Below are 24,130 nucleotides of genomic sequence, written 5' to 3'. Positions count from 1 at the left end.
CTAAGGTTAATATTAGTGAAAATTAACTAAAACGGCAATTTCAACGGGTTCGGGCAGAAGGTCCTGAAAAAATTTAATGGCCTGCGAGGTATCACAGGCCATTAATAACATTGGGAGGAAACTGATTTCTTTACGTTTTCGTCGGGTCTACGTGCATGATAAATATATTTCTGTTTTTATCATCAACGTATTCGTATTTGAATTCATCGACGCCTTTAATGGTCAGCCAGATGCCCATTCCTCCAATTTGCCTTTCTTCCAGGGGCTTATTGAAATCTTCTTCATCCGGTAAGTCCTTAGTGGTCGGATCAAAAGGTATCGCCTTATCTTCAAAAATAACCGTAAGTTTTGCGTCAGATAGTTCAGACAGTACCTGTATATCTCCGCTCCGGCCCGCCTGCTCATAGCCGTAGAGGATGATATTGGTCGCTATTTCGTCAACGGCCAGCGTGAGTCTGTAAGTCGCCTTTTTGTCTAACCCTGCCTGCTGGGACAGTTCTTTCACGTACTGCCTGATCGGGTCAAGGGAGTCAAGGGTTCCCGGAAATAGTTTCGACTCCATTTTTGTCCGTGTCAGAAAGAGTATTCATCAACAATATTGACACTGTGATGAAGGCCGGTTTTTTCCAGTGTTTCAACAATGACCGGCTGGGGCTTTACAATGTAAATGGACAGATCCGGTCCAATCTTCTGTTTGGAAAAGATAAGCACCCGTAAGCCGGCCGATGACATGAAGCTCAGATTTTCGACCAGCAAAACCAGGTCCTTCGGTGATTCAGCCGCGACCTTCTCAATCTCTGCCTGAAACTCCCTGGATGATAAAGAATCTAGTTCGCCCGACAACGTCATGATAGCGACCTTTTTCACCTCTGAAGTAATAAAAAAGCTCATGATTCTCTCTTTTATGTTAAAAGTTAGATTTAAAATTAAAAAACCAGCGACTTACCGGCCCACCAGAATTACCACCGAGCGTGATCCGACCCAAACCGTGTTCTGCTGGTCGAGCAGGGGTTCCGCCCCAATCTCGAAGCTATCGGCCGGATGCGGCAAATCGGTATTGACAGACAGGTACCACTTTTTCTCATTTGGTAAATGAGGTAATTCAAAGGCCAGCCCCTCCCAGTACATGTTCATAGCGACGTAGATTACGTCATCTTTGCTTGAACCCTGTTTGGCATGGTCTCCGCAAAACATTACGGCAAACGCACGGCTCGATTCTGACCAGTCGGGAAACCAGGCGCTCACGCCGTGGAGACTGACATCCGGGAGGCCGCTGCCCACATAATCTCGGTGCTGGAAGTGCTTTGAGTTTCGCAAAACGGGATGAGCCTGCCGGAAACGGATGGTATGTCTGGCAAAACTATACAGATCCGAATTCTCTTCCATCAGGGACCAGTTGAGCCAGTTCAACTCACTATCATGGCAATAGGTATTGTTATTCCCTTTTTGCGTGCGGCCCATCTCATCACCCATGAGCACCATGGGCACGCCCTGGCTGACCATCAGAATGGCGAAGGCGTTTTTTATGAGCTTATGGCGGAGATGATTGATCGCCGGATCGTCCGTTTCTCCTTCCCAGCCGCAATTCCACGAGTGGTTATCGTTGGCCCCGTCGTTGTTATTCTCACCGTTTGCCTCATTATGCTTGGTGTTATAGGCAAACATATCGTAGAGGGTAAAGCCGTCGTGGCAGCAGATGAAATTGATACTGGCCGTTGGTCCGCGCTGGTAATACAAATCCGGTGACCCCAATATCCGCTGGGCCATATCCCCTACCTGACCTTCATCTCCCTTTAGATACTTCCGCAGGTTATCGCGGTATTTTCCATTCCATTCGGCCCATCGTCCATAGGCCGGAAACGACCCAACCTGATACAAACCGCCGGCGTCCCAGGCCTCGGCAATCAGCTTACACTTAGCCAGAATCGGATCGTGCGCCAAAGACTCCAGCAACGGCGGATTGCTGAGCGGACGACCGTCCTGCGCCCGGCCTAGAATGGCGGCAAGGTCAAAACGGAACCCGTCGATATGGTAGTCGGCCGCCCAGTAGCGCAGGCAATCCAGTACCATATTCCGTACCACCGGATGATTACAGTTCAGGGTGTTACCGGTGCCGGAGAAGTTAAAGTAGTATCCTTCCGGCGTGAGCATGTAATACGTCTTGTTATCGATCCCGCGGAACGAAATAGTGTGCCCCCGGTGGTCTCCCTCTGCCGTATGGTTAAATACCACATCGAGCCAGACTTCGATACCGTTCTGGTGCAGTTCTTTGATCAGCGTTTTTAATTCGTCGACCTGCATCCCGAACTTCCCGGTTGCCGCGTAACCGGCCTTCGGCGAAAAGAAGTTAACCGTGCTGTAACCCCAGAAATTGATGAGTAATTCTCCTGTTACCGGGTTTTCGCGGCTGTTTTCCCACTCATCGTACTCATAGATTGGCATCAATTCAATACAATTGATGCCCAGTTCTTTCAGATAAGGAATCTTGCTACGGATAGCACTAAACGTACCAGGATTTCTGACTTCAGAACTCGGGTGCATGGTAAAGCCCCTGACGTGCATTTCGTACACGACCAGGTCCTCAATGGGCAACTCAAGCGGCCGGTCATCTTCCCAGTCGAAATCTTCAAAAGCCAGTCTTGACCGGTAGGGGTATATGTTATCCCAGTTTGGTTTGGCCAGCCAGGTGTCCCGGCCGCCAATGGCTTTGCCGTAGGGATCACTCAGGATAATACTCTTATCAAACCGGTGACCCTGCTCCGGGTTAAACGGCCCATCCATCCGGTAGCCATACTCCAGTCGTTCAAAATCCAGATCGAAAACAATCATGCAATACACATTGCCGATGCGGAATTCATCCGGGAAGGTGATCTCTGCAAATGGTTCCGGTTCTCCCCGTTCGAACAACACGAGGGAGCAGGATGTGGCCGCGCTGGAATAGATACTGAAGTTTACACCGTTAGGTACCATTGTGGCCCCAAACGGCAAGGCATGCCCTCTTCTAAACTTTATCCCTTGCTCTTCATGGGTAGGATAATAGTCGATCCGTATATCAGCCATAAGTTTTATACTTCTTTAAATGCTTGAATACCCTCTTCAAGGTTTTCGGCCAAAATGAAGAAGTTTAAAAACCCGGTATTTGCCATGACATCCTGTATATCCTCCGATGTTCCTACTAAGACCACCTGGCCATTATTCGCTTTAATCTGCCGGTAGATCATCAATAATACCCGCAAGCCGGCACTAGAGAGGAATTCTACTTTTGTCAGATCAATTATAATTTTGTCTTTTCCTTCGGCCGCCGATACGGCACTATTCTGGAACTCAGGCGCTGTTTTACTGTCAATATTCCCTGCGGCTTCAATGACAGTGATGCCTTCTTCAGACTTAACCGTTACTTCCATTGGTCTATAAGCGTTGATGTCTTTACTGAACCGGACTAATTAGAACTTTTACCCGAACCTGCTTACTTGTCTCCGGCAATTTTACCGTCAGCGCCTGGGCGTCAAAATTGCTGTAAGGCTGATCGTCGATAAAGCATTCGCTGATATGAACACTGCCTTTGGGCAGAATATCCGGCGACACATACAGGATGTTGTCTTTAAACGAATCCGGGTATGGCTTGAAGTAGAAATAGGTTGGCTCCTTCGTGATAAGCAGGTTGGTGTATACCGCAGACAGATAACACAATTCTGTGCTGTGGTAGGCACTCATGGAGTGGCTGCCTTTAAACCGCTCGTTGCCAAGCAGGTAAGGCATTCCATTGGCAAACGTATTGAAATAGACCCCTCCATCATCAAGATCCAGGAAGAATGCATTGTAAAACGCAGCCGACTCCCTGGCTAATTTCTTGTATTCCTCATCCTTCAGAATACCGTGGAGTATCAGATACGCCAGAATACCCTGCTCCTGCTGCCACCAGGCTTTACGGTCGTGCCACACGTAGCGGTGATACTTGCCCCCAATCGGGTTCTCGCGCTCAACCACATCGTACCAGCCCCCCCGCTGCAGGTCAGAGCCGACAGCCGGCATGATTTCGGCGATCTTTTTGGCAAAATCAAGATACTCCTGCTTCGGATTCAGCGAGTGCATGCGCATCAGGTTCCAGGCAATTTTCAGGTTGTGCCCCACAACGGCCCGGTTTTGCTGCCAGCCCCAGGTCTGATCCTTGCTCCAGTCTTCGTGGAACTTCTCCTGCACGAACGGACTATTCTCGTAATCCGGGAAGTACTTGGTGATGGTATCAAACGTATATTCGAGGAAGTCAGCGTACTTCTGCTCACCGGTTGCCAGGTACAAGTTGATCAGGTAAGCCGGTGCGTGGTCACCCACGGAGTTCCAGTTTTTACGGGCGCGGTTATGGGCCAGTGATTCAGCGCGGGGGTCTAACGCAAACGGATCGACATGGGAGAAATAGCCTTCCTTCTCATTATCCTTATAGTACTTTTCAAACAGATCAATGGTCTTTTCTATATCGGACATAATCCGCTTATCGCCCGTGATGCGGTACGTCTGAGTCGGACCGGCCAGCGCATAGATCTGCTCATACATGGGGATAGAATCATAATCATCGCCAAACTCCGACGTGAGCAGTTTGGTCTCTTTATCGCCCTGTACTTTAACGCCATGGTACCAGTAAATCAGGTCGGCGTCCTGGTCGTAGAACCGCATGTGCTCACGCAGGTACTCGGTTCCCAATTCGGCTCCTTCCAGGAATTCATCTTTACCCGTCAGCAGATAGGCGGACGCAAAGCCATAGATCATCCTGGAAATGGTGTCGGTTTCCTGCAGATAATCTCCTTTTTTAGCCCCGGCCAGGTGCAGGATCGTCCGGTAATTTTTATAATCTATCTTGTCATGCGGGTGATTAAACTGCCATTGCAGGTATTTGGAAGCAATCGAATCGATTTGGTTGATCCACCAGTTTTGCTCTTCCTGACGATATTGCCCAGGCTGACTCCCCGGGAACACCATCCACTGGACCTCAAAAATGGGTTCACTATCCCCGTTGGGATAGAATGTACCGTAACAGAATACAAATTGGCCTTTCTGGGACAGCATTTCGCGCAGCACACCCGTCGCATCTGAATAAGGCTCATTCAGGTTCCGGGTTCCCTTGGCGTACGTAGAGGCTATCAGGTTTAGCTTAAACTGCCGTTTATCCGGTGTTTCTACGGTAAACGATCGTTCCGCAGAGTTAAAATCTAAAATGTACCCGGCGATTGTGTCCGAAAAGGTAAAATCGATTTTCATATTAAAATAGTGTACGTATATGGTTGTGAAAAAGGATTTATAGGAGCTGGCTAACTACGGCCCAACAACTCCCTGCTACAACAGTAGCAGTTCAAATGCATGAACAGGGATTAATTCTATTAACCCCTGCTGGGTTGACCTTGGGCTATTATTGTTTACAGCTTCAGTACTTTATAGGTATAGTACTCAGCTGCGTATCGAATCAGATATTGTTTGGCACTTCAACCTATTCCCGGTTCCATCAAATTGGCGGCCCCGGAAAAGATTATGGAGAGAATTGTTAGTCAGCCTGATTTCTGCATAACTATATTGCATCAGACAGACCAACATGTTTAGAGGATATGTTTCTGAGGAGTCTCAGTCAGTGCTTGACTGCCAGGAAGTTCAGAAAACATCTACTTGCCTTGCGGCACGGGACAGGTCTAAAGACCGATTAGCACTGGAAAGATAAGCAACTATTACGGTTCTTTATTCATTCCACTCTAAATATGCCCTTTTATTTTCTGCGTAAACATATGTTTTGTAACACTAGATTGCAAATGAAATAATTTATTAGGTACTTTATCGATTGGGGCCCTGAAGAAGGACAATTAGCCGGCACAAATAACCAGCTGATTAATAAGTAATTACTCTTACACTGGAGAGCTACTCCAAACAGCACAGTTTAGTAATCGGTAATGCCCTAAGTGCCTGTGAAACATTAAATTTACCTTTGCCATACCTGCATTTTAGTTGACATGGTAAATCAGATGGTAACCATACAAGTCTGGCTCACCCGTACAGCCCACCGGAAAATCAGACTCCGGCCGCCCGGTGCCCGTTACTGACCAAATGGTTGGCCCAGTCTGTAATGAAGACCGGGGTCTTACCCCGGCGGTTTCACAGCATTGAGTGAAATTATAAGATAAGTATGTCACTATCAGTCACATACGCCGATAACTTGTGGTACATCATTACCGATCACTAACTCATTTTACCAGATCGATACCTACAACGCCTATATTGCCCCTGTTTTAAACTAGTTGGGTAACAAGATCTTACCAGCCAGGGTAAACACGTTATCAAAAAATTAAAATATGGAATAACTCTTGCGTTTGGTGAGGTTCTTTACAACATTTGGAACAGCTTTCCATCGGAGGCTTCCGGCCAACGCTTCGGTTTAACTACTAAAGTTCTGCTTTTAGTTAAATTCGACTTTCTAAGGAGTTTCTTCCTGCCCTATTTCTAAGTAACATTTAAGCCATTCACTAAAAACTTCGACTTTATGTCAAAGAAAGTTCTAGCTATCTTATCAGAGTTCGGTTACTGGGGTGTTGAGTTGGTGGGCCCGCTTGAGAAACTGGAGCAGGCCGGCTATACGGTGGAGTTTATGACCCCGAAAGGCAAAAAAGCACAGGCGTTACCTCCCAGCTTCGATACTACGTATGTAGATCCCCCGCTGGGAATGTGTGTAACCACGCCTGAGGCTGCCGAAAAAGTACAAGCCTTTGAAGCTACTAACCGGCTCGAACAGCGCCGGAATATGTCGGAAGAGATTCCCGAAAGGCCTTATTTTTCATCACCTGATTTCCTGAGAAAATTTGAGCAATATTTCAGCGATGTGAAGGAAGCTCAGAATAAACTCACCGAAGAATATGCAGCGCTGCTGCTGGTGGGTGGTAGCGGACCAATTATTGATATTGTCAACAACCAGCGTGTACACGATATCATTCTGGGCTTCTATAAGAAGAACATGCCGATCGGCGCTATCTGTTACGGGGTGGCTCCGCTGGTGTTTGCCCGTGACTTCAACGAGCGGAGGTCTATCATTCGCGGTAAGCACGTAACGGGCCACTGCATTGAATACGACTACCACGATGGTACAGGTTTCCTCAATACCGATCTGAATATGGGGCCACCGCCATATGTACTGGAGTATATTCTATCCGACGCGGTTGGACCGGATGGCCAGTACCATGGCAACTTCGGTAAAGGGACGTCCGTGATTGTGGATTATCCGTTCATTACGGCCCGCTCCCTCCAATGCTCGTTTGAGTTTGGTGAACAGTTTGTCAACGTGCTCGATCATGGCCTGAAGCGCTATGGGTGGTAAAACCCGTCTGCTGATACTTGTTACCCCTTAATTCGGTATTCACAACAATATTAACGTATGGCAGAGCAATCAAAAAGGACAGGAAACTTCGCAATCATCGAGCAGTTCCTGGCCGACGGAATGGATCACATGTTCGGTAATCCCGGCACGGTCGAACAAGGCTTCCTGGATGCACTGGAGTCCTATCCGGACATGAAATACATCCTGACCCTGCAGGAGAGCGTGGCCGTGCTGATGGCTGATGGCTATGCCCGTGCTTCGCAGAAACCGACTATTGTCCAGTTGCACAGTTCGCCCGGTATCGGCAATGGCGTTGGTGCCCTGTATCAGGCCAAACGCGGTCATTCGCCCCTGGTAGTGATTGGGGGTGACGCCGGATTAAGCTACCTGAACATGGACGCTCAGATGGCCAACGACCTGGTTGCCATGATGGCCCCCGTTACCAAGTATTCTACTATGGTAACTGATCCGCGTTCGCTGCTGCGTACCCTGCGCCGGGCCATCAAAATTGCCGGCACGGCACCAATGGGGCCGGTGTATGTCTGCCTGCCCATGGATATGCTGGACGCGGTAAATGAGGAAGAGGTATTTCCGACGTTCATACCCTCAACGCGGGTAGCTCCCGATCCGGACATAATCCGGCAAGCCGCCGGGAAACTGGCGAACGCCCGGAAGCCCATGATTTTTATCGGCGACGGTGTGGCCTACTCGGGCGCGACCGACGAACTGAGGGAGGTAGCCGAACTGTTGGGTGGTGAGGTTTATGGAGTCGATTACGGTGATTTCATCATGGACTACACCCATCCGCTGTATCAGGGAAGCACTGGGCATATGTTTGGCGACTACAGCCACCCCATTACCAGCAAAGGCGACGTTAATCTGGTTGTGGGTACGTATATGGTGCCGGAGGTATTTCCCCACCTGGGCGACATTTACGCGCCGGGTGCCGAGGTGATTCACTTCGACCTGAACGCCTACGAAATAGCCAAAAACCATAAAGTGACGCTGGGCGCGGTCAGTGATCCTAAACTGACCCTGATTGCCCTGCGGGATGCGTTACAGGAAATCATGACACCCGAACAGGTGTCGGCTGCCCAAAAACGCACCGATGAGATCAGACAGGCTAAAGAGGCCAGACTTCAGGCCGAACTGGAGGCTGATCAGAAGACAAGCGGCAGTACGCCCCTGCACATGGCCGACTTCGCCGAGGCTCTGGCCCGCCGACTGCCGGAGAATACCATTATTTTCGACGAAGCGCTGACCTCCTCACCGGCCCTGACCCGGTATGTTCCTCCGCGTAAGCCCGGCCACTATTTCGTAACCCGGGGCGGTTCCCTGGGTGTCGGTATACCCGGTGCTATGGGCGTTAAACTCTATAACCCCGACGCTACGGTAATTGGCTTTACCGGCGACGGCGGCTCCATGTACACCATCCAGGCCTTATGGTCGGATTTGCGGCATCGCATCGGGGCCAAATACGTGATCTGTAATAACGGCTCGTATAAGCTGCTACAGGCCAATATCGACCAGTACTGGAAAGAGCGGAATATCGGCAAGCATGAATTTCCCATTAGCTTCGATCTGTCGTACCCGGCCATCCGGTTCGATCAGATTGCGCAGGCTATGGGTATTAAATCCATGCGCGTTGAACATCCGGACCAAATCGAAGACGCCATTGACGCCATGCTCGCCGACGATCAGCCTTTCCTGATCGATCTGGTAGTAGAGGGCGACGTAAAACCGGAAGCGGTTGAGAAGAGAACCCGGTCATCAGCCCGAGTGCTGGCCGATACGGTGTAGTTAAACCAGTTTGTCACATCATTCATTCACTAATTCCCATAAAGTCATGATTACCAGTGAAACTCTATTGACCAGCGAAGCCATCGAGCAAATGGCAAAAGATTGGTATCGTAAACTCGATGTCCATGTGCCTATGGTTGAGATTCTGCCGATGCTCGCCGATAAAGAACTGAAAATGGTTTTTCCCGAAGCTACGGTCTACGGATACGCCGGCTTCGAAGGCTGGTACCAGCGCGTGATCCGGATCTTCTTCGACGAGGTACATACCGTAAAATTCGTTGAGTCGACCATTAACGGGGATACCGCCAACGTAAAAGTGGTTGTGCAGTGGGAAGCCAGTGTCTGGAATGCGCCCGAACCGTTCAGTAAGCGCATCAAACTGGATGCCTATCAAACCTGGGAGGTAGCGTACTCTCCCGAAACAAATGCGCCGATCGTTACGACCTATATTGTTGACGATCTGAAATACCACGAAGGTTCGGCTACGCTGTAACCAGACCAACCACCATTCACCCCCGACGTAAAACGACCATGAAAAACGTACCCAGCTCCAAGCTTGGTGAGATGTACCGTTCGCACATCCAGTTCATTCTGGATAAAAACATTGACGCATTACTTGACCAGTACACTGACGATGCCCTGCTGATCAGCAGCTTTACGAAAAAGCCGATCATCTACAAAGGACGGGATCAGATACGTGAGCACATGCAGGGCATTCTGGGAATTGATGGTCTGGAGACCGAAATCATTTTCTGGGCCGAGACCGAAGATCCTGAAACGCTCATGATTACCGAACAGATTACCATGACTACCCAGGATGGCGAAAGCCAGATGCGCTTTGCCGATAGCTGGGTACTGCGCGATGGCCGGATTGCCATTCACTTTGCCGGAATGGTACAGCATCCGGATGGTTCACTGGCTTAGATTCCTGTACCCTATATCCTTTTCTACTTATGGATCTTAATTTAACTGTCAATGGAAGTTCGTTACGGGCTGACGTTGAACCACGTACGCTGCTGATTGACTTGCTGCGTGAGCAGGGCGGCCTTACAGGAACAAAGTGGGGATGTGGCTCAGGGTCCTGCGGAACCTGTACCGTTCTTGTTGATGGCAAAGCCACCAAGAGTTGTCAGGTGCTGGCCGTAGAAGCCGAAGGCGCTCAGGTAACAACCATCGAAGGATTAGCCACCGATGGCCAGCTCCATCCGTTACAGGAAGCGTTTTGGGAGCATTTTGCCGTTCAGAACGGGTTCTCAACGCCCGGTACCATTATGGCAATGGCCGAACTCCTGGAAAACAACCCTTCTCCAACCGAAGCCGATATCAAAGCCTGGATGCAGGGCAATCTGTCGCGGGAAACCGGCTATCAGCAGATAATCGACGCGGTAAAAACTGCCGCCCGTCACATGGTAGGGCTGAATGGTCAGGAGTCGGCGGCTGTTAATAATGGCGGTATTGGTGATTCGGTCAAAACCAGAAAAACACGGGATTTACTGACCGGAGATGCTAAGTTTATTGCGGACATGTCGCTGCCGGGTATGCTCCATGCTGCCATTCTGCAGAGTCCGCACGGACACGCGATCATCAAAGGCATTGATACCTCGGAAGCGGCCAAAATGCCGGGGGTGGTTCGGATCTTTACGGCCCAGGACACCATGCAGCATATCATGCCAATGCCGGTTATCTGGGTACCACCCAATATTGAAAGCCACTTTCTGCCTCACCCCTCCGGCATTGTACCGGGATCGCATAGTGTTTTTGCCTCCGACCGTGTGCGCTTTGCCGGCGACCAACTCGCGGCCGTAGTTGCTGAAACGCGTGAGCAGGCGTATGATGCCCTCGCTAAAATCAAAGTTGATTATGAGCCGCTGCCGGTCGTTCTCGATCCGGAAGAAGCCCTGAGCGAAGGCGCTCCTCAACTCCACGAAACGGCCCCCAATAACCTGATGATCCATACCGTTTTTGGCGACAAGACGGCGGTAGAACAGGCCATCAGCGATGCTGAGGTTGTTGTAGAGCAGCGTATTTACAACCAGCGGATGATGCATAATACGCTGGAGGTACGGGGTGTGTTAGCGAATCATGATGCCGTTACGGATCAGTATACCCTCTGGACCAATACACAGATCCCATTCCCGCACCGGCTCCTGATTTCTCTGTACGTGCTGGGTATTCCTTACAACAAAATGCGGGTGATTGTACCAGCCATCGGCGAAAGTAATGGTTGCAAAGGAAACCTGTACCCGGATACTCCTCTGGTGCTGTGGATGGCCAAAGTGCTGGGCAGACCGGTAAAATGGGTGGATACCCGGGAAGGCTTTTCCCGCAATACTGCCCAGTCACGCGATCAGGTGCAGTACGGCACCATTGCCGGCACAAAAGACGGAAAGATTACGGCACTCTACTGCCGGGCGTTCAGCAACGTTGGGGCTTACCCGGTTATCAATGCGCCTGGTCAGCCGTTAGCGCTGATCGGCCGGAGTATCACCGGTGCCTATGCGATTCCGAATCCCTGTTACGAGGTCAACGTAGTCTACACCAACAAGGTACCTACCGCACCGATGCGGGGATCAGGACGAGCCGAGGCTATTTTCTTCATGGAGCGGATGATCGACCTGTTTGCCCGGAAGATCGGTAAAGATCCGGCCGAGGTCCGGCGCATCAACATGGTTAAACCTGACCAGTTCCCGTATGAGAATGGTTTAGGCTGGACCTATGACTCGGGCCGGTACGAGGAACTCCTCGACATGGCGCTGGAGAAAGCCGGTTACGCCGACCTGCCGGCCATGAAGCAGGAGGCCGAGGCCCGTGGCAAATGGCTGGGTCTGGGTATTGGGTCGTACGTTGCCGTAGCCGGGGTAGGTAACTCCGGTAAAATGGCGGGCGAAGGGTTGATGAGCGGCACCTGGGGCAGTTCCTATATCCACGTAGCTCCTTCGGGCGAAGTAGCTATCACCACCGGTGCCCAACCGCACGGGCAGTCGCAGGATACCACCTTCCTGCAGATTGCGGCCCAGGAGCTTCAGATTCCTATGGACTACATTACGCTGAAGCACTCCGACACGTCTAATCCGATCTATTACGGACAGGCCAGTTACGGAAGCCGTTCGCTGAGCGTAGAAGGCCCGGCGGTGCAGAAGGCCTGTCAGAAGATCATTCAGAAAGCCCGCGAATATGCCGCCTACCTATTTAAGATGCCCATTGACCTGATCGAATACAAAGACGGTAAGGTAATTGGAACACCCGCCCCAGATCAGGCAGTTATGTCGCTGCAGCAGGTTGCCCTGATGCTCTGGTTTGCCTGGGATCTGCCCGAAGGCATGGACCCGGGACTGGAAGCTACCGCTTACTTCGACCCGAAAAACTTCAACTTCCCATTCGGTACGCACATTGCCGTGGTTGAAGTTGACCAGCAGACCTACGCTGTCTCGCTGAAGCGGTATATCGCGGTCAATGATTTTGGCGTGGTTGTCAATCCGCAGGTTGTGGATGGGCAGAGTTACGGAAACATTGCGCTCGGTATTGGTCAGGCACTGTCGGAAGAGGCCCGGTACGATCCCGAAACAGGATTGGTTATCACCAAAGATTTCGATTCTTACCAGATACCGAGAGCAGGCTGGCTGCCGAAAATCGAGTTGCTGCGGACAGAAACACCATCGGCTTCAAATCCGCTGGGCGCTAAAGGCGCTGGTGACGTCAGCAATCCGCCCGTTGCCCCTGCCATCGTTAATGCTATCTGTAATGCACTCGCGGAGCAGGGCGTCGAGCATATCGATATGCCGATAACGCCGGAAAAAATCTGGCAGGTCCTGCACGCATCTGAACCCGTAACCGCTTAAGATCATGATCAGAACCTCTTATACTTATGCCGCTCCGGATACCCTGGAGGAGGCCCTGAGCCTGGTGGGCCAGGATGGTCAACAGGTATTAACCGGTGATCAGTCGTTGATCGGTCAGCTGAAGCAGGGCATAGCGCAACCGCAAACGCTGGTCAGTCTGCGTAAAATACCGGGGATGGCGAACATTGACGCTACGGCCGGCGACGTTCAACTCGGCGCCCTGGTGACGTACGCCGACCTGTCCAGGCACTCCGCCCTGGCTGGTATCCCGGCTTTGGCGGAAGCGGTGAACACCATTCAGGACCCGCACCTGCGTAACCATAGCACCATTGGGGGGGCACTGTACCAGGGTGGCCCTATCCATGGCCCTGTCCTGGCCGTACTGGCAGCCCTAGATGCAGAAGCCGTACTGGCCACCCAGGCAGGTGAGAAGCGGGTAGCGATTACTGAACTGCTCCAGAATGGGTCGTCGGGCCTGTTAACGTCGGGCCAACTGCTGAAAGGCGTGGTTGTTCCCCTTAATCAGGATGTTACCTGCACCTATCTACCGCTGGAACAACTACCCGGCCAGCATGCCCGTAAAGGCATAGCGGTGGGCTTTCGCAGGACTGCGGAGGGACAGGCGGACCAAACCAGACTGGTTGTAGCTGGTTTTACACCCTTCCCGGCCCGCTTTGATGGCGTAGACGGATCGGTCAGTCAGCTACAACTGGAACAGACCATGGCTACCTGGCTGACCACTGTGCCTGCCGGGTTCCAGCGCCATCTGATTAAGGTGCTCATTAATCGGGCACTTTCCACCATTGGTGTGTCCTGACGGGATTGATTACCTGATTATTTTCCAACATAACAGACAATTTCTTAAGCTATGGATAATCACGCGTTCTACGAAAACCACCTGGAGCTGCTGGCCAAAAACGACGCAAACGAGCTGGTCGAACATGACTACCACGATGATGCACAGATGATTTTGCTGGTAGCCGACGAGCCTATTTACGTGAAGGGTAAAGAAGCTTTGAAAAAGCAGTTGGACGAATACCTGAAGTATATCTACCGGGGCTTCAAATCAACCGAAAAACTGGCCATTACCGATGACAGCATCTTTCTGGAAGCGACTATCGAAACGACCAATGGCCCGGCCAAAGTTTACGATGCACTGTACATGAAAGACGGAAAGATCTTCCGTCATTTTTCCGGAATTAAATAAAATTGCTCCTCACCCCTATTAACCAACGCAGATATGAATACCACGACAGGGACCGCTACCGGCACTATTACAAAGCTAGAGAAAGGACCTTATACCATCCATAGTTACCTGAGTCCGGAGTCGGCGGAAATGGTTTGCACGCAAATCATTGAAACCCCGTCGTCCCTGGTCGTTGTTGATGCGCAGTTACTGAGGAGTCAGGCGCTGGAAGTCAAGAGCTATATCGAAAGCCTGGGTAAACCCATCCATAAGTTCATCATCAGCCACTGCCACCCCGACCACTGGGCCGGCCTGGAGGTTTTCCCCGACGCACCGGTATATGCGCGGTCAGAAACCATCTTTGAAATTCAGAACTACGGTCAGGGTATGCTCGACAGCAAAACACCGCAGTTTGGCGATGCCGTGACGAAGGTGATTACGATGCCAACCAACGTGCTGGATATCGAAAGCGAGGAGCTTGACGGACTACAACTCAACTATGTCAAGCTTACTGATACAGAATCCGTTTACTCGGTGATGATTAAAATACCCCAACTGAAGGTGCTCATCGCCCAGGATACGGTGTACAACGGTGTGTATCCGTATTTCGGTGACCGGGATTATTACACCAAAGCGTATTGCTTTGATACCTGGACGGCTATTCTGGAAGAACTGAAAGCAGAGGGTTATGAAGTCATCTTCCCCGGCCACGGCTTACCGACCGACGCCAGTGCCCTGGACCGCATGATAGACTACCTCAGCTTTGTTAAACTAACTGTCCTGTCGACAACCGACGGCAACGAAATGATCAGCAAAATCATGACGCATTATCCAGGGTACAAGATACCCGATATGCTCTATTTGTCATCGTTTATGCTGTACAATGCACAGGGCTGATTATCTGAAAAAGTAACCTTAATTAACTGTTAATTTTCTACATACCATGAGCAAGAAAGTACTAATTCTGGCATCGAACCTGGGCTTGTGGGGAGAAGAATTGCAAGCTCCCTGGGATGCGCTGAACAAAGCTGGTTTCGACGTTACGCTGGCTACGCCAAAAGGTATTACGCCACTACCACTCGAACTGAGCGTTGATAAAAATTTTATTGATCCGATGCAGAACTACCATGTCAATCCAGGTGAAGTGGTTGATCGCATCAATGAAATTCTGGATAACGGTGAGTGGGATAATCCGATCAAAATAGAAGATGCCAACATGGCCGACTACGATGTGCTTGTGCTGGTTGGCGGTCCCGGTTCCCCGCTCGATCTGGTAGGCAACCCGTTTGTGCATAAGCTGTGTGTTGACGCATACGCGCAGGGTAAGATACTCGGGGCCCTCTGCTACGCCGTTGGGGCGTTTGTCTGGGCTCGGGATACGGATACCTTACACCGCAGTATCATTTACGGCAAAAAAATTGTGGCTCACCCGCGTGAGTGGGACTTCACGGGTCCGTTGAATTATCCCTTGTCGCGCCGGAATTCCCAGAATGCGGGAACCGATCTGGTAACGCAGGGTTTCATTTTCCCGCTTTGCGTAGTCGTCGAGGATGCTGTCGGTCCAGGCGGACGCGTTTACTCCGACCCAACCGCTAACCGCGAGAAACCACAGGTAATGTACGACCATCCGTTCGTTACCGCCCTATCGGTTGAGTCGTCTATCGCGTTTGGTAACAAGCTGGTTGAGGTTCTGTCCGTATCAGCCGAAGTACCGGCTTAAGCAATCCTGACGGATCACCTTCTGGTGATCATAGCCATCCAACAGCATGAAGCTAAAAGGCAAAAAAATCGGTATTCTTCTGGAAAGCGATTACTTCGAAAACGAGATTTTCTATTACAAGTATCGCTTTCCGGAAGAGGGTGCCGACCTGCATTTTCTGACCCGGCTCTGGGGTCAGGAGCGCATCACTTTTCACGGCCATGAATACAAAGTACCCATGGACTGCTCGGAAAGTTTCGAGAACATGAGCGACGAAGAACTGCGGAGTTACGCGGCCATTATTGTCCCTTCCGGGATGGTATCTGACCGGCTCCGTTACACCGAAGACGTGACGAAAATTCCACCAGCCACCGAGTTTCTCAAGCGGGTATTCGCCGAGAAAAGCGTCCTGAAAGGTATAATCTGTCATGGACTCTGGCTGGTGGCTCCGGCCACAGAGCTGGTGAAAGGCCGGCCGCTGGTTTGTCATAATAACCTGATTGGCGATGCCAAGGCTTATGGAGCGGTATATACCAACGAAGATGTGGTTGTGGATGATGATCTGGTAACCGGCCGCTCAGGGGGGCACGCTCACTTGTTTGCCAAGAGGATAATCGAAATCCTCTCCAAGCAGTCAGAACCGGTTCCTGCTCTTGAAACAGCCTAGCGTTATCGGCATTTTTATCCGCTGCTCCAGACGTTAAGTAATTCAAAGGAGTGGTTATCTGCACCGCGATGTAGATAGCTGCTCCTTTTTAGTAGAATTATCCGTATCAGTACTACCACATTCATTTTCACTTTCAATTCTAAAAATCATGCAAACACTCTCCAAAACGGCCATTCCGGAGGCTCACGGAATTGAGCGCTATAAAGCGATCATGCGCTTTATTGTTGAAAACAACGATGCCAGAACGTTCAATGAATATCTCGAATTTGTGTCGGAAGATTTCGTAGGCCATACCCACTTTGTGCCCGGTGATCTTCATGGCAATCAGGCTTTAAGCGGATTCTTTTACGTAACGGAGGAAGTTGCCTTTCCGGATGGTTCTCATAATATCGAACACCTTTTCGGTGAGGGCGAAATTGTCACGCTGGTGCTTAACTACACCGGTACCTTCACGGGTCCATTGCCTGATGGAACCCCGCCAAACGGCAAAGTAATTACATTCCGGTATAACATATTGTGCCGGTTTGCCGAAGGCAAGCTGGCCGAATTAACGTGGTATTCGTACGACTCGCATGCCCTGATGACGGAACTCGGAATGGTATAATCGCCCTGGATCATGACCTTTAAGCAAAAACTGAATTCTGGTGAAATCGTATATGGCTTAACTTTAACAATTGGCAATCCAATCATTGCAGAGTTAGTAGGGCACCTCGGTTTTGACTGGGTCTGGATTGAAGCCGAGCACACAACCATGGGTCTGGAGACGATTATGGCCCAGCTTCAGGCTATCTCGGGAACCGGCACCAGTACCGTGGTACGCGTTGATTGCAACGATCAGACGATCATCAAGCGCGTTCTGGACACTGGCCCGGACGGAATCCTCATCCCCTCGGTCAATACCCGCGAAGAAGCCGAGAAAGCCATAAAGTTTACCAAATACCCGCCCTTAGGGGAGCGAGGAATTGGCCTGGCTCGTGCTCAGGGGTATGGACTCCGGCTGGGCGATTACATAAAGTCGGCTAACGACGAAGTAGCCACGATCTTTATGATCGAACACGTTACGGCAGTTCAGAATATCAACGAAATCCTACAGGTGGAGGGGTTAGATGGTGTGATCATCGGAGCCTTGGACCTAGCGGGCAGTATGAACCTGCAAAATGATCTGGGGAATCCGCAGATAGAAGCCGAAATCCAGAAGGTCCTGCAGGCCTGCAATCAAGCGGGTATTCCCTGCGGTGCGTTTGTCGGAGACCCTAATCAGGCCAAGGCCCGTATCCAGGAGGGATTCCGGCTGCTGACATTAGGCGCTGATGTCCTTTTACTGGCCTCATCAGCCAAAAATGTGCTTGAAACGGTAAAAAACGCCTGATTCATCAACAGCCCTGCCGCCTGGCAGGGCTGTTTCAATACGAACGTAGTAGCCAAACTTAATTGACCAGCAGAGACCATTATGCCTACCCTAAAGTTTTCCCACATCGCTTTATCCTGCACAGATCCGGTTGCCATTGAGCAGTTCTACTCTACTCACTTTGGCTTTTCCAGGGCCCGCGTCATTCCGTTGGGCGAAGACAATGCGATTGTGTTCCTGAAAAACGACCAGGACGTTTACCTGGAGTTATTCCGGGCCGACGCCGAAACTACAAGCCCCAAAGTTGAGACGGGCGACGGTCCACATTTTTCGGCAATCCGCCACATTGCTTTCCAGGTCGACGATGTAGACGCTAAACTGGCCGAGATGGGAGACGCTGCCGTACCAACCCTGGGCCCGCTCGATTTCAGCGATTTCATACCCGGCTGGAAAACCGTTTGGGTGAAAGATCCGGACGGAAACATTGTCGAAATAAGCCAGGGGTATACAGACGAGGCAAACCCGGTTTAACCAGGCCATTTATGTTGGTCGGTTTCACCGGCATCTTCTGGTTTCAGACCTGGCGGGTGTTTAGATCGGCGTACTGGTTCCGGCGGTAAAGTACAGTTCGGCCACGGCCTTCTGGTATTTGGCCCGTAACTGCGCCAGCTTTACCGCCATATCGATCAGTTTGGCCTCCCGTGCGTTTACCAAGAACAGGGAGCTCTCCCCGATCTCGAACTTCTGCTGCTCGGCCCGAAGTAAGACGCGTTGATTAGCCACCGCCTGTTGCTGGACGGCAATCTGGTTTTCCAGCGCCTTAAGTTCATTGTAGGCTCCCTGCACGGCATTCAGGATAAACCGGCCGGTCTGCTGCCGCTCCAGCGTTACCTGCTGGGCTTTGATCTGTACCTGACGAAGCTTTCCCCGCTCCTTCCGGAGAAATAGCGGAAACACCAGGTCTACGCCGATCTTGTGGTTGGCCGGTCGGAACGAGTAGTACATTGGCCAGTCATTGGGCCCGCCAACGAGCGCCGTGCCACTCAACAGACTGGCGTTGACATTTACCTGCGGCTTCAGCATTTCGCGCCGGAAGCGCTCTTCCAGCACCAATTGCCGGAACTTGGTATCGAGTTTGGTCAGGTCGGGGTGTTGCTCGGCCGCCCGGTTCAGCAGCGACTGCAGCACTTCCTCGTTGGCAAGCGCCAGACCAGAAGCCTGCGGAACCACATTTGCCGGTAAATCGACTGGTTGATTGTTGGTATTCCACAGAAAAGCCGACATACGGAGCCGGGCATTCTGTAAGTCTACCTCGGCCTGCTGGCGCTGCACCAACCGGTCCTGCGCCGTAATCAGGGCTTCGGTGGTATCAATGGCTGCGGCATCGCCGAGCAGGGCACGCTGGCGAACAGCCCGGTACCGGACATCAGCCAGCTGATACCCCTCCTGAATTAGCACGTATTGCTGGTACGCTACATACCAGTCCCAGTACGTTTTAGCGGCATCAAACAGAGTCTTGTTAATGAGCTTCAGCCGGTCGGCATCGGCTAGGGTTACCGCCAGTTCTGCCTGTCGCAAGGCATTCCGGCGGGCGTCGATCAGCAACCCCTGCCCCACCGGTATGTTGATGCCCACCGCCGTCAGGCCAGGGGTCGACATCCGGTCTTCGGCATTAACAAACGAGCCCCGGTTGCGTTCATGCGTAACTTTGATGTCGGCCCCGCCCAGCCATACCGGCACCGACAGGCCCGACAGCCATTTATCGTAGTAGAGTTTATTTCCGAAATCTTTCCGGTAGTACTCACCAAGCAGTTTTGGATCAAAGGCACCCTGGGCCTGGAGCACCTCCTGACGGGCTTCGTCGTTGAACAAAGCTGCCTGCCGGACCAGGGGATGATTCTGCGCAACAACCTCATAGAACGACCGGGCCGTGAGTACAGTCGTATCCGGCTCGGCCGTCCACAGGACAGTTAATAACAAGACAGCTGGTATCATTTCTTTGGCTCCTGCGCTTTAGGTTCTTCATTCAGGCTCGGTGGAAACCCGTTCAGCAGCCGCCAGATCTCATACCAGACCGGTACATCGTCCAGCATGACCCAGCCGTAGACACCAGACCCGGCCCGAAGCTGTTTGGGCCAGGGATGATCGTCGTCTTTCGGCTTAACCAGCAGCCGGTATTTGCCGCCCTGGCTATTGACCGCATCCACCACGGCCACCTCACCCCCAAATGTACCAACCGCCACCAGTGGCCAGCCCGAAAACTGGACCGCCGGCCAGCCGTCAAACTCCAGCCGGACCGTGCGCCCCCGCGAAATGAGCGGCACATCCATCGGCCGTACGTACAGTTCAACCGCCAGCAGGGGTGAATCCGGTTGCAGGGTAGCAATGGACTCGCCTTCCTTTATGGTCTCACCAATACCCGCTTTCAGGGCCCGTACCACGTAGCCATCCTGCGGAGCCCGGATGACGTACATACCCCGACGAACATCAACGCTTGATATTTTATTCTGAATCTTGGAAATCTCCCCGGAGGCTTCTGCCCGGTACGAGACCGCCGAACTGCGGTCTGACATCGCTTTGGCCAGCTTCTCCTGGTAATCGGCCTGAATGTTGGTCAGGTCAAGCCGGGCGTTGATTAGTTCCTGCCGCGATACATTCAGTTTGTTTTCCTGAGAAATCACCTTGGCGTAATCTTCCTGGACCTTCAGTCGGCGTGACTCAAGATCGGTCAGGGAAAACAGACCTTCTTTATACCCTCGTTCAAACCGCTCCAGCCGGTCCCGGGCAATCTGGTAGTTATTGCGGGTGGCAATCAGGTCGGTACTGTCGCTGACGACCTTAAACTGAGACTGCCGCACCTTGTTACGGGCCGACTCCAGCTTCACCCTCAAACCGGCCTGCAGGGCCTCAATCTGCCCGTCCAGAGCCGCAATTTTAGCCACAGTAGCCTCCATGCTACCTTCTTTGGCCGACCGCTGCTCCTGAAGCCGGAGGGGCAGATTCGGGTCAAAGTATTCGTCCTTGATCTCCGAGACGACGACCAGCGTATCCCCTTTACGGACGTATTCGCCTTCCTGAATAGCCCACCGCTCGATCCGGCCCGCAATGGCGTTCTGAATCGTCTGCGGGCGATCCTGGGGAGTTAGGGCAGTAACCGAGCCCTCACCGGTTACGTTCTGCCGCCAGGGCATAAACAGGACAATAAGCAGCATGGCCAGCATAAACAGCAATAACCTGGCCAACCGCCGTCCGGCCTGCAGATTAGGCAGGGTATGCAGCGTACGAAGCCGGTAGTGCTGAAAAATGGTTTCGTCTACCCGTTGTCTTGATAAATTTAGCATGGATAATCAGTCATCTAAGTACTTGACAGAAGCCCGGCTCAGGGCTGATATGTTACGTCGGTTTCGGCCAGGGGCAAATCGGTCACATTGCCCAGTTTTTCAACGGCCGTGAGCAAATCAAACACGACATCAATGCTCATGACGAGCTTCTCTACTGAATTGGTGATTAAGACAATAACCAGTTCAGCGGCCACAAACTGGCCAAGCGTCATCTGACGATCGACCACCAGCAGCGTGCCCAGAACCAGTAGTGCCCCAGTCACGATGGTCTTAAACCCAACGGCATTGTAATAAAAGCGTCTGAGTACACTAAAGTGCTCATTTCGGTATTTGAGGTAGTTCGCTACCAGTTCATCGGTTTTGTCCATCATGCCCGGCGAGTCGGGATCCTGGCGATAGTCTGGCAGGTTACCGGCAATTTCCTCCAGCCAGCCCGCTACCTTGTACTTGTATTTCGACTCGCTCAGACTGGTGCGTAAGCCCGAGGGCCCATAAATAAGCACCACTCCTATCAGCATCATAATGGTCAGAATACCCACGGCGATAAAAATCGGGTGGTAAAACGAGAGCAGAATGATACCAAACAGAATTTGAATGAGGGCAGCTGAAATATCAATCAGAAGCTTGGGCAGCCCTTTTTGCAACGTAAGCACGTCGAAGAACCGGTTCATCAGCTCGGGCGGGTAATACGGGTCCAGGGCTTCGGGCTGGATACGCGGCAGGCGAAACGTAAATTCAAAAGCGGCCTTTACAAAGATTCGCTGCTGCAGGTATTCCACCAGCGCCATCTGGCTGATCAGCAGAATGCCGGTTAGCACGACCCCCAGAACCACCAGCACAATGAGCAGGTAAATGGAATTGAACACCATTCCGCTCGACACCAGGTTGAATACCGCCTGTATGCCCAGGGGCAGCGACAGACTGACCAAGCCGGCTACAATGGCGTACAGGTAGATATACCAGATATCCCGCTTCTCATTGGTCAGAAGCCGAATCAGGCGCTGGAGGGGAGTAAGAGGCTTAAGGTTATCCGTATAAGAAGTTATCATTCACCGTAAATTTTAGATCCAGACTATCGGGTAGCGGTCAACCAGACTTTTGATCCTGCTTTATAGGTCCGAACTAATTTATATTTTATTTGTTAGAGGGTTAAACTACCAATTAAGATAGTTTTACTTTCATAGTCGCAAACATAACTATTAAACCTAAAAGTTCATTAACTTTGAGGAAAAATTTGGGGTAGGCCACTAAGACATCACATGCATGGAATATACAGTACATGTCCGGATGAACGACAAACTTTTTCTACGTGATCCGGAGCAATCAGAATTAGGTCGCCGGATAATCCGGCAGGGCATAACGCTGATTGATGAGATTGGGTTCGAGGAGACGACCTTCCGCAAACTGGCCGACCGGATCAGTACCAAGGAAGCCAGCATTTACCGCTATTTCGAAAACAAACACCGGCTGCTGGTGTATCTGGTGGCCTGGTACTGGCAGTGGCTGGAATATCAGGTGGTTTTCCAGACCCATAACCTCAATAACGCCCACGACAAACTGGAAAGTGTGCTGCGGCTGCTGTTGCTGAAAGACATTGAGGAGATGGCGTCCGACGATATTGATATCCGGGCCCTACACCGCATCGTAATCCGCGAAGCCAGTAAAGCATACCTGACCCGGCATGTGACCGAAGACAACCGGCAGCAATTGTTTAAGCCGTACAAGGACTTGTGTGGTCGTATTGCCGGCCTGATGCTTACCTACCGTCCGGATTATCCGTTTGCCCGCTCGCTGGCCAGTACGATCATTGAAACAGCCCATTACCAGTCGTTCTTTATGCAGCACCTGCCGTCGCTGACGGATTTTGGGGCTACCAAAGACGAAAATCAATTGCTGGCTTACCTCCATCACCTGCTCTTTACCTCGCTCGAACACTGAACCGGACCGGTATGGCGCCCCTTTCTGAAACCGGCAACTGAGCCGTGCTTCGATTGTTATTGGATTATATGAATGAATTTGAGTATCCGGAGCAAACCCAGTTCTATTTTTTCAGATTATTGGAAAAATACAATTCGTTGTAACTCTGTAGGAACCTTTAGAACTTTCCGGAGAAACGCCTGACTATTCAGATTTCGAGTATGACGTTTTAAAGAACTTTGGTTAAGCTATTGTTAACCAGCTCCTTTCCGCTTGCATTTGATTTACCCATCGGCCTACCTTAGTCCCGGAAAAACCAAATTTTCTTCACCAATGAAAAAGTTCCGAATTAAGGTTGCCGTGCTCATTGCAGCATGGAGTCTGGCCAGCATGGGAGGTGCTTTGGCCGACGACAAAAAACCAGGGGTCAGTAAGGTGAAAGTAGTAAAGTCCGAGCAAAAGAAGTTTCGTTTATATACACCCGAAGGGGAATCACAGGCAAGCCAGTCGTATTATGTAACCCTGATGGACCCCAACGGTGTGCTGCTCTACGAAGGTAAGGTAGCGAAGAAAGGCGAGGCCGTTACCTCGTTCGACCTGAAAAATCTGCCCGATGGCCGGTATTACCTTAGGGCTTCGACCGACGCCTGGTATATGTCGCAGGGGCTCACCATTCACAACGACAATCTGTCTATCGACGAGCTGGATTACAACCTGCTCCAGAAGCCTACCCTGGAATCATACGATACCAACAAGTTCAAGGTGTCGTTTCCCAGCGTTAGCCGGGACGATGTACAGCTGTGGATTCTGAACCGCTGGGATGAGGAAGTCTACGCCGATATTGTTTCCAGTGAGCGGCCGCACCGGTTCGACCTGAGCCGCTTACCGGCAGGCCCGTATAAGATTGTGGTCCGGCTGGCGCAAAAGGATTTTGTCGAGCCGATTACCATTAAGTAACTACTACTTTCGATGCACTGATCATCGGCCC

23 protein-coding genes are annotated in these 24,130 nt (G+C 51.3%); 15 read left to right on the top strand and 8 right to left on the bottom strand.

The features are described from left to right. Positions 1-130: 130 nt before the first annotated feature. The 5 genes from ABD949_RS23150 to ABD949_RS23130 are packed head-to-tail and all read right to left on the bottom strand — an operon-like array spanning position 131 to position 5,253. Complete coding sequence (locus tag ABD949_RS23150) at positions 131-562, bottom strand: ATP-binding protein (RefSeq protein WP_345247444.1); 432 nt, start codon at positions 560-562, stop codon at positions 131-133. 11 nt (positions 563-573) lie between these two features. Next, complete coding sequence (locus ABD949_RS23145) at positions 574-891, bottom strand: anti-sigma factor antagonist (protein WP_345247443.1); 318 nt, start codon at positions 889-891, stop codon at positions 574-576. A 51-nt stretch (positions 892-942) separates the two neighbouring features. Then, a complete protein-coding gene (glgX, locus tag ABD949_RS23140; protein WP_345247442.1) occupies positions 943-3,060 on the bottom strand; it encodes a glycogen debranching protein GlgX in 2,118 nt (705 codons plus the stop codon). A 5-nt stretch (positions 3,061-3,065) separates the two neighbouring features. Beyond that, positions 3,066-3,404, bottom strand: a complete 339-nt coding sequence (locus ABD949_RS23135) for an anti-sigma factor antagonist (RefSeq protein ID WP_345247440.1) — start codon at positions 3,402-3,404, stop codon at positions 3,066-3,068. A gap of 22 nt (positions 3,405-3,426) precedes the next feature. Continuing rightward, positions 3,427-5,253, bottom strand: coding sequence for an AGE family epimerase/isomerase (locus ABD949_RS23130; protein WP_345247438.1), 1,827 nt, complete (start codon positions 5,251-5,253; stop codon positions 3,427-3,429). Between the two features lie 1,264 nt (positions 5,254-6,517). Between ABD949_RS23130 and ABD949_RS23125 the strand changes: the two genes are divergently transcribed. The 13 genes from ABD949_RS23125 to ABD949_RS23065 all read left to right on the top strand — a co-directional run bounded on the left by ABD949_RS23125 (position 6,518) and on the right by ABD949_RS23065 (position 18,415). Continuing rightward, complete coding sequence (locus ABD949_RS23125; RefSeq protein ID WP_345247436.1) at positions 6,518-7,345, top strand: type 1 glutamine amidotransferase domain-containing protein; 828 nt, start codon at positions 6,518-6,520, stop codon at positions 7,343-7,345. A gap of 57 nt (positions 7,346-7,402) precedes the next feature. Continuing rightward, positions 7,403-9,145, top strand: coding sequence for a thiamine pyrophosphate-binding protein (locus ABD949_RS23120; RefSeq protein WP_345247434.1), 1,743 nt, complete (start codon positions 7,403-7,405; stop codon positions 9,143-9,145). Between the two features lie 46 nt (positions 9,146-9,191). Further along, on the top strand, positions 9,192-9,638 hold the full coding sequence (locus tag ABD949_RS23115; RefSeq protein ID WP_345247432.1) for a hypothetical protein: 447 nt from the start codon (positions 9,192-9,194) through the stop codon (positions 9,636-9,638). A 38-nt stretch (positions 9,639-9,676) separates the two neighbouring features. Further along, entirely contained in the window at positions 9,677-10,069 is a 393-nt protein-coding gene (locus ABD949_RS23110; protein WP_345247430.1) for a nuclear transport factor 2 family protein, read from the top strand. A 29-nt stretch (positions 10,070-10,098) separates the two neighbouring features. Then, a complete protein-coding gene (locus ABD949_RS23105; RefSeq protein ID WP_345247428.1) occupies positions 10,099-12,984 on the top strand; it encodes a molybdopterin-dependent oxidoreductase in 2,886 nt (961 codons plus the stop codon). A gap of 4 nt (positions 12,985-12,988) precedes the next feature. Next, the gene (locus tag ABD949_RS23100; RefSeq protein ID WP_345247426.1) at positions 12,989-13,801 is read left to right on the top strand and encodes an FAD binding domain-containing protein; all 813 of its coding nucleotides are present in this window, start codon (positions 12,989-12,991) and stop codon (positions 13,799-13,801) included. A gap of 51 nt (positions 13,802-13,852) precedes the next feature. Continuing rightward, a complete protein-coding gene (locus ABD949_RS23095; protein ID WP_345247424.1) occupies positions 13,853-14,191 on the top strand; it encodes a hypothetical protein in 339 nt (112 codons plus the stop codon). A gap of 33 nt (positions 14,192-14,224) precedes the next feature. Further along, a complete protein-coding gene (locus tag ABD949_RS23090; protein ID WP_345247422.1) occupies positions 14,225-15,067 on the top strand; it encodes an MBL fold metallo-hydrolase in 843 nt (280 codons plus the stop codon). A 46-nt stretch (positions 15,068-15,113) separates the two neighbouring features. Continuing rightward, positions 15,114-15,890 carry a DJ-1/PfpI family protein gene (locus ABD949_RS23085; protein ID WP_345247420.1) on the top strand — a complete coding sequence of 259 codons (777 nt, stop codon included), beginning with the start codon at positions 15,114-15,116 and terminating at the stop codon, positions 15,888-15,890. 46 nt (positions 15,891-15,936) lie between these two features. Further along, the gene (locus ABD949_RS23080) at positions 15,937-16,536 is read left to right on the top strand and encodes a DJ-1/PfpI family protein (RefSeq protein ID WP_345247418.1); all 600 of its coding nucleotides are present in this window, start codon (positions 15,937-15,939) and stop codon (positions 16,534-16,536) included. A gap of 148 nt (positions 16,537-16,684) precedes the next feature. Next, positions 16,685-17,140, top strand: a complete 456-nt coding sequence (locus tag ABD949_RS23075; RefSeq protein WP_345247416.1) for an ester cyclase — start codon at positions 16,685-16,687, stop codon at positions 17,138-17,140. A 12-nt stretch (positions 17,141-17,152) separates the two neighbouring features. Continuing rightward, positions 17,153-17,905, top strand: a complete 753-nt coding sequence (locus tag ABD949_RS23070; protein ID WP_345247414.1) for an HpcH/HpaI aldolase family protein — start codon at positions 17,153-17,155, stop codon at positions 17,903-17,905. 81 nt (positions 17,906-17,986) lie between these two features. Next, the gene (locus ABD949_RS23065) at positions 17,987-18,415 is read left to right on the top strand and encodes a VOC family protein (RefSeq protein ID WP_345247412.1); all 429 of its coding nucleotides are present in this window, start codon (positions 17,987-17,989) and stop codon (positions 18,413-18,415) included. A gap of 60 nt (positions 18,416-18,475) precedes the next feature. On the opposite strand, the gene ABD949_RS23060 is transcribed toward ABD949_RS23065, so the two are convergent. From ABD949_RS23060 to ABD949_RS23050, 3 genes are read right to left on the bottom strand one after another with little or no spacing between them, the layout of a single operon-like run. Then, on the bottom strand, positions 18,476-19,879 hold the full coding sequence (locus ABD949_RS23060; RefSeq protein WP_345247410.1) for a TolC family protein: 1,404 nt from the start codon (positions 19,877-19,879) through the stop codon (positions 18,476-18,478). Beyond that, positions 19,876-21,225 carry an HlyD family secretion protein gene (locus ABD949_RS23055; RefSeq protein ID WP_345247408.1) on the bottom strand — a complete coding sequence of 450 codons (1,350 nt, stop codon included), beginning with the start codon at positions 21,223-21,225 and terminating at the stop codon, positions 19,876-19,878. Before ABD949_RS23055 ends, ABD949_RS23060 begins: the two co-directional genes overlap by 4 nt. A gap of 38 nt (positions 21,226-21,263) precedes the next feature. After that, positions 21,264-22,274, bottom strand: a complete 1,011-nt coding sequence (locus tag ABD949_RS23050) for an ABC transporter transmembrane domain-containing protein (protein WP_345247406.1) — start codon at positions 22,272-22,274, stop codon at positions 21,264-21,266. 214 nt (positions 22,275-22,488) lie between these two features. Between ABD949_RS23050 and ABD949_RS23045 the strand changes: the two genes are divergently transcribed. Continuing rightward, positions 22,489-23,163, top strand: a complete 675-nt coding sequence (locus ABD949_RS23045) for a TetR/AcrR family transcriptional regulator (RefSeq protein ID WP_345247404.1) — start codon at positions 22,489-22,491, stop codon at positions 23,161-23,163. Between the two features lie 312 nt (positions 23,164-23,475). Continuing rightward, positions 23,476-24,099, top strand: a complete 624-nt coding sequence (locus tag ABD949_RS23040; RefSeq protein WP_345247402.1) for a T9SS C-terminal target domain-containing protein — start codon at positions 23,476-23,478, stop codon at positions 24,097-24,099. Positions 24,100-24,130: the final 31 nt, after the last annotated feature.

This window comes from Nibrella saemangeumensis, assembly GCF_039541915.1.
In the GTDB taxonomy this organism is placed as follows: Bacteria; Bacteroidota; Bacteroidia; order Cytophagales; family Spirosomataceae; genus Nibrella; species Nibrella saemangeumensis.
This window is presented reverse-complemented; position numbering and strand designations above follow the sequence as displayed.

Coding starts and splice junctions, on each gene's coding strand:
- ABD949_RS23150 (WP_345247444.1), bottom strand. CDS start 562: ATGGAGTCGAAACTATTTCCGGGAACCCTTGACTCCCTTGACCCGATC.
- ABD949_RS23145 (WP_345247443.1), bottom strand. CDS start 891: ATGAGCTTTTTTATTACTTCAGAGGTGAAAAAGGTCGCTATCATGACG.
- glgX (WP_345247442.1), bottom strand. CDS start 3,060: ATGGCTGATATACGGATCGACTATTATCCTACCCATGAAGAGCAAGGG.
- ABD949_RS23135 (WP_345247440.1), bottom strand. CDS start 3,404: ATGGAAGTAACGGTTAAGTCTGAAGAAGGCATCACTGTCATTGAAGCC.
- ABD949_RS23130 (WP_345247438.1), bottom strand. CDS start 5,253: ATGAAAATCGATTTTACCTTTTCGGACACAATCGCCGGGTACATTTTA.
- ABD949_RS23125 (WP_345247436.1), top strand. CDS start 6,518: ATGTCAAAGAAAGTTCTAGCTATCTTATCAGAGTTCGGTTACTGGGGT.
- ABD949_RS23120 (WP_345247434.1), top strand. CDS start 7,403: ATGGCAGAGCAATCAAAAAGGACAGGAAACTTCGCAATCATCGAGCAG.
- ABD949_RS23115 (WP_345247432.1), top strand. CDS start 9,192: ATGATTACCAGTGAAACTCTATTGACCAGCGAAGCCATCGAGCAAATG.
- ABD949_RS23110 (WP_345247430.1), top strand. CDS start 9,677: ATGAAAAACGTACCCAGCTCCAAGCTTGGTGAGATGTACCGTTCGCAC.
- ABD949_RS23105 (WP_345247428.1), top strand. CDS start 10,099: ATGGATCTTAATTTAACTGTCAATGGAAGTTCGTTACGGGCTGACGTT.
- ABD949_RS23100 (WP_345247426.1), top strand. CDS start 12,989: ATGATCAGAACCTCTTATACTTATGCCGCTCCGGATACCCTGGAGGAG.
- ABD949_RS23095 (WP_345247424.1), top strand. CDS start 13,853: ATGGATAATCACGCGTTCTACGAAAACCACCTGGAGCTGCTGGCCAAA.
- ABD949_RS23090 (WP_345247422.1), top strand. CDS start 14,225: ATGAATACCACGACAGGGACCGCTACCGGCACTATTACAAAGCTAGAG.
- ABD949_RS23085 (WP_345247420.1), top strand. CDS start 15,114: ATGAGCAAGAAAGTACTAATTCTGGCATCGAACCTGGGCTTGTGGGGA.
- ABD949_RS23080 (WP_345247418.1), top strand. CDS start 15,937: ATGAAGCTAAAAGGCAAAAAAATCGGTATTCTTCTGGAAAGCGATTAC.
- ABD949_RS23075 (WP_345247416.1), top strand. CDS start 16,685: ATGCAAACACTCTCCAAAACGGCCATTCCGGAGGCTCACGGAATTGAG.
- ABD949_RS23070 (WP_345247414.1), top strand. CDS start 17,153: ATGACCTTTAAGCAAAAACTGAATTCTGGTGAAATCGTATATGGCTTA.
- ABD949_RS23065 (WP_345247412.1), top strand. CDS start 17,987: ATGCCTACCCTAAAGTTTTCCCACATCGCTTTATCCTGCACAGATCCG.
- ABD949_RS23060 (WP_345247410.1), bottom strand. CDS start 19,879: ATGATACCAGCTGTCTTGTTATTAACTGTCCTGTGGACGGCCGAGCCG.
- ABD949_RS23055 (WP_345247408.1), bottom strand. CDS start 21,225: ATGCTAAATTTATCAAGACAACGGGTAGACGAAACCATTTTTCAGCAC.
- ABD949_RS23050 (WP_345247406.1), bottom strand. CDS start 22,274: ATGATAACTTCTTATACGGATAACCTTAAGCCTCTTACTCCCCTCCAG.
- ABD949_RS23045 (WP_345247404.1), top strand. CDS start 22,489: ATGGAATATACAGTACATGTCCGGATGAACGACAAACTTTTTCTACGT.
- ABD949_RS23040 (WP_345247402.1), top strand. CDS start 23,476: ATGAAAAAGTTCCGAATTAAGGTTGCCGTGCTCATTGCAGCATGGAGT.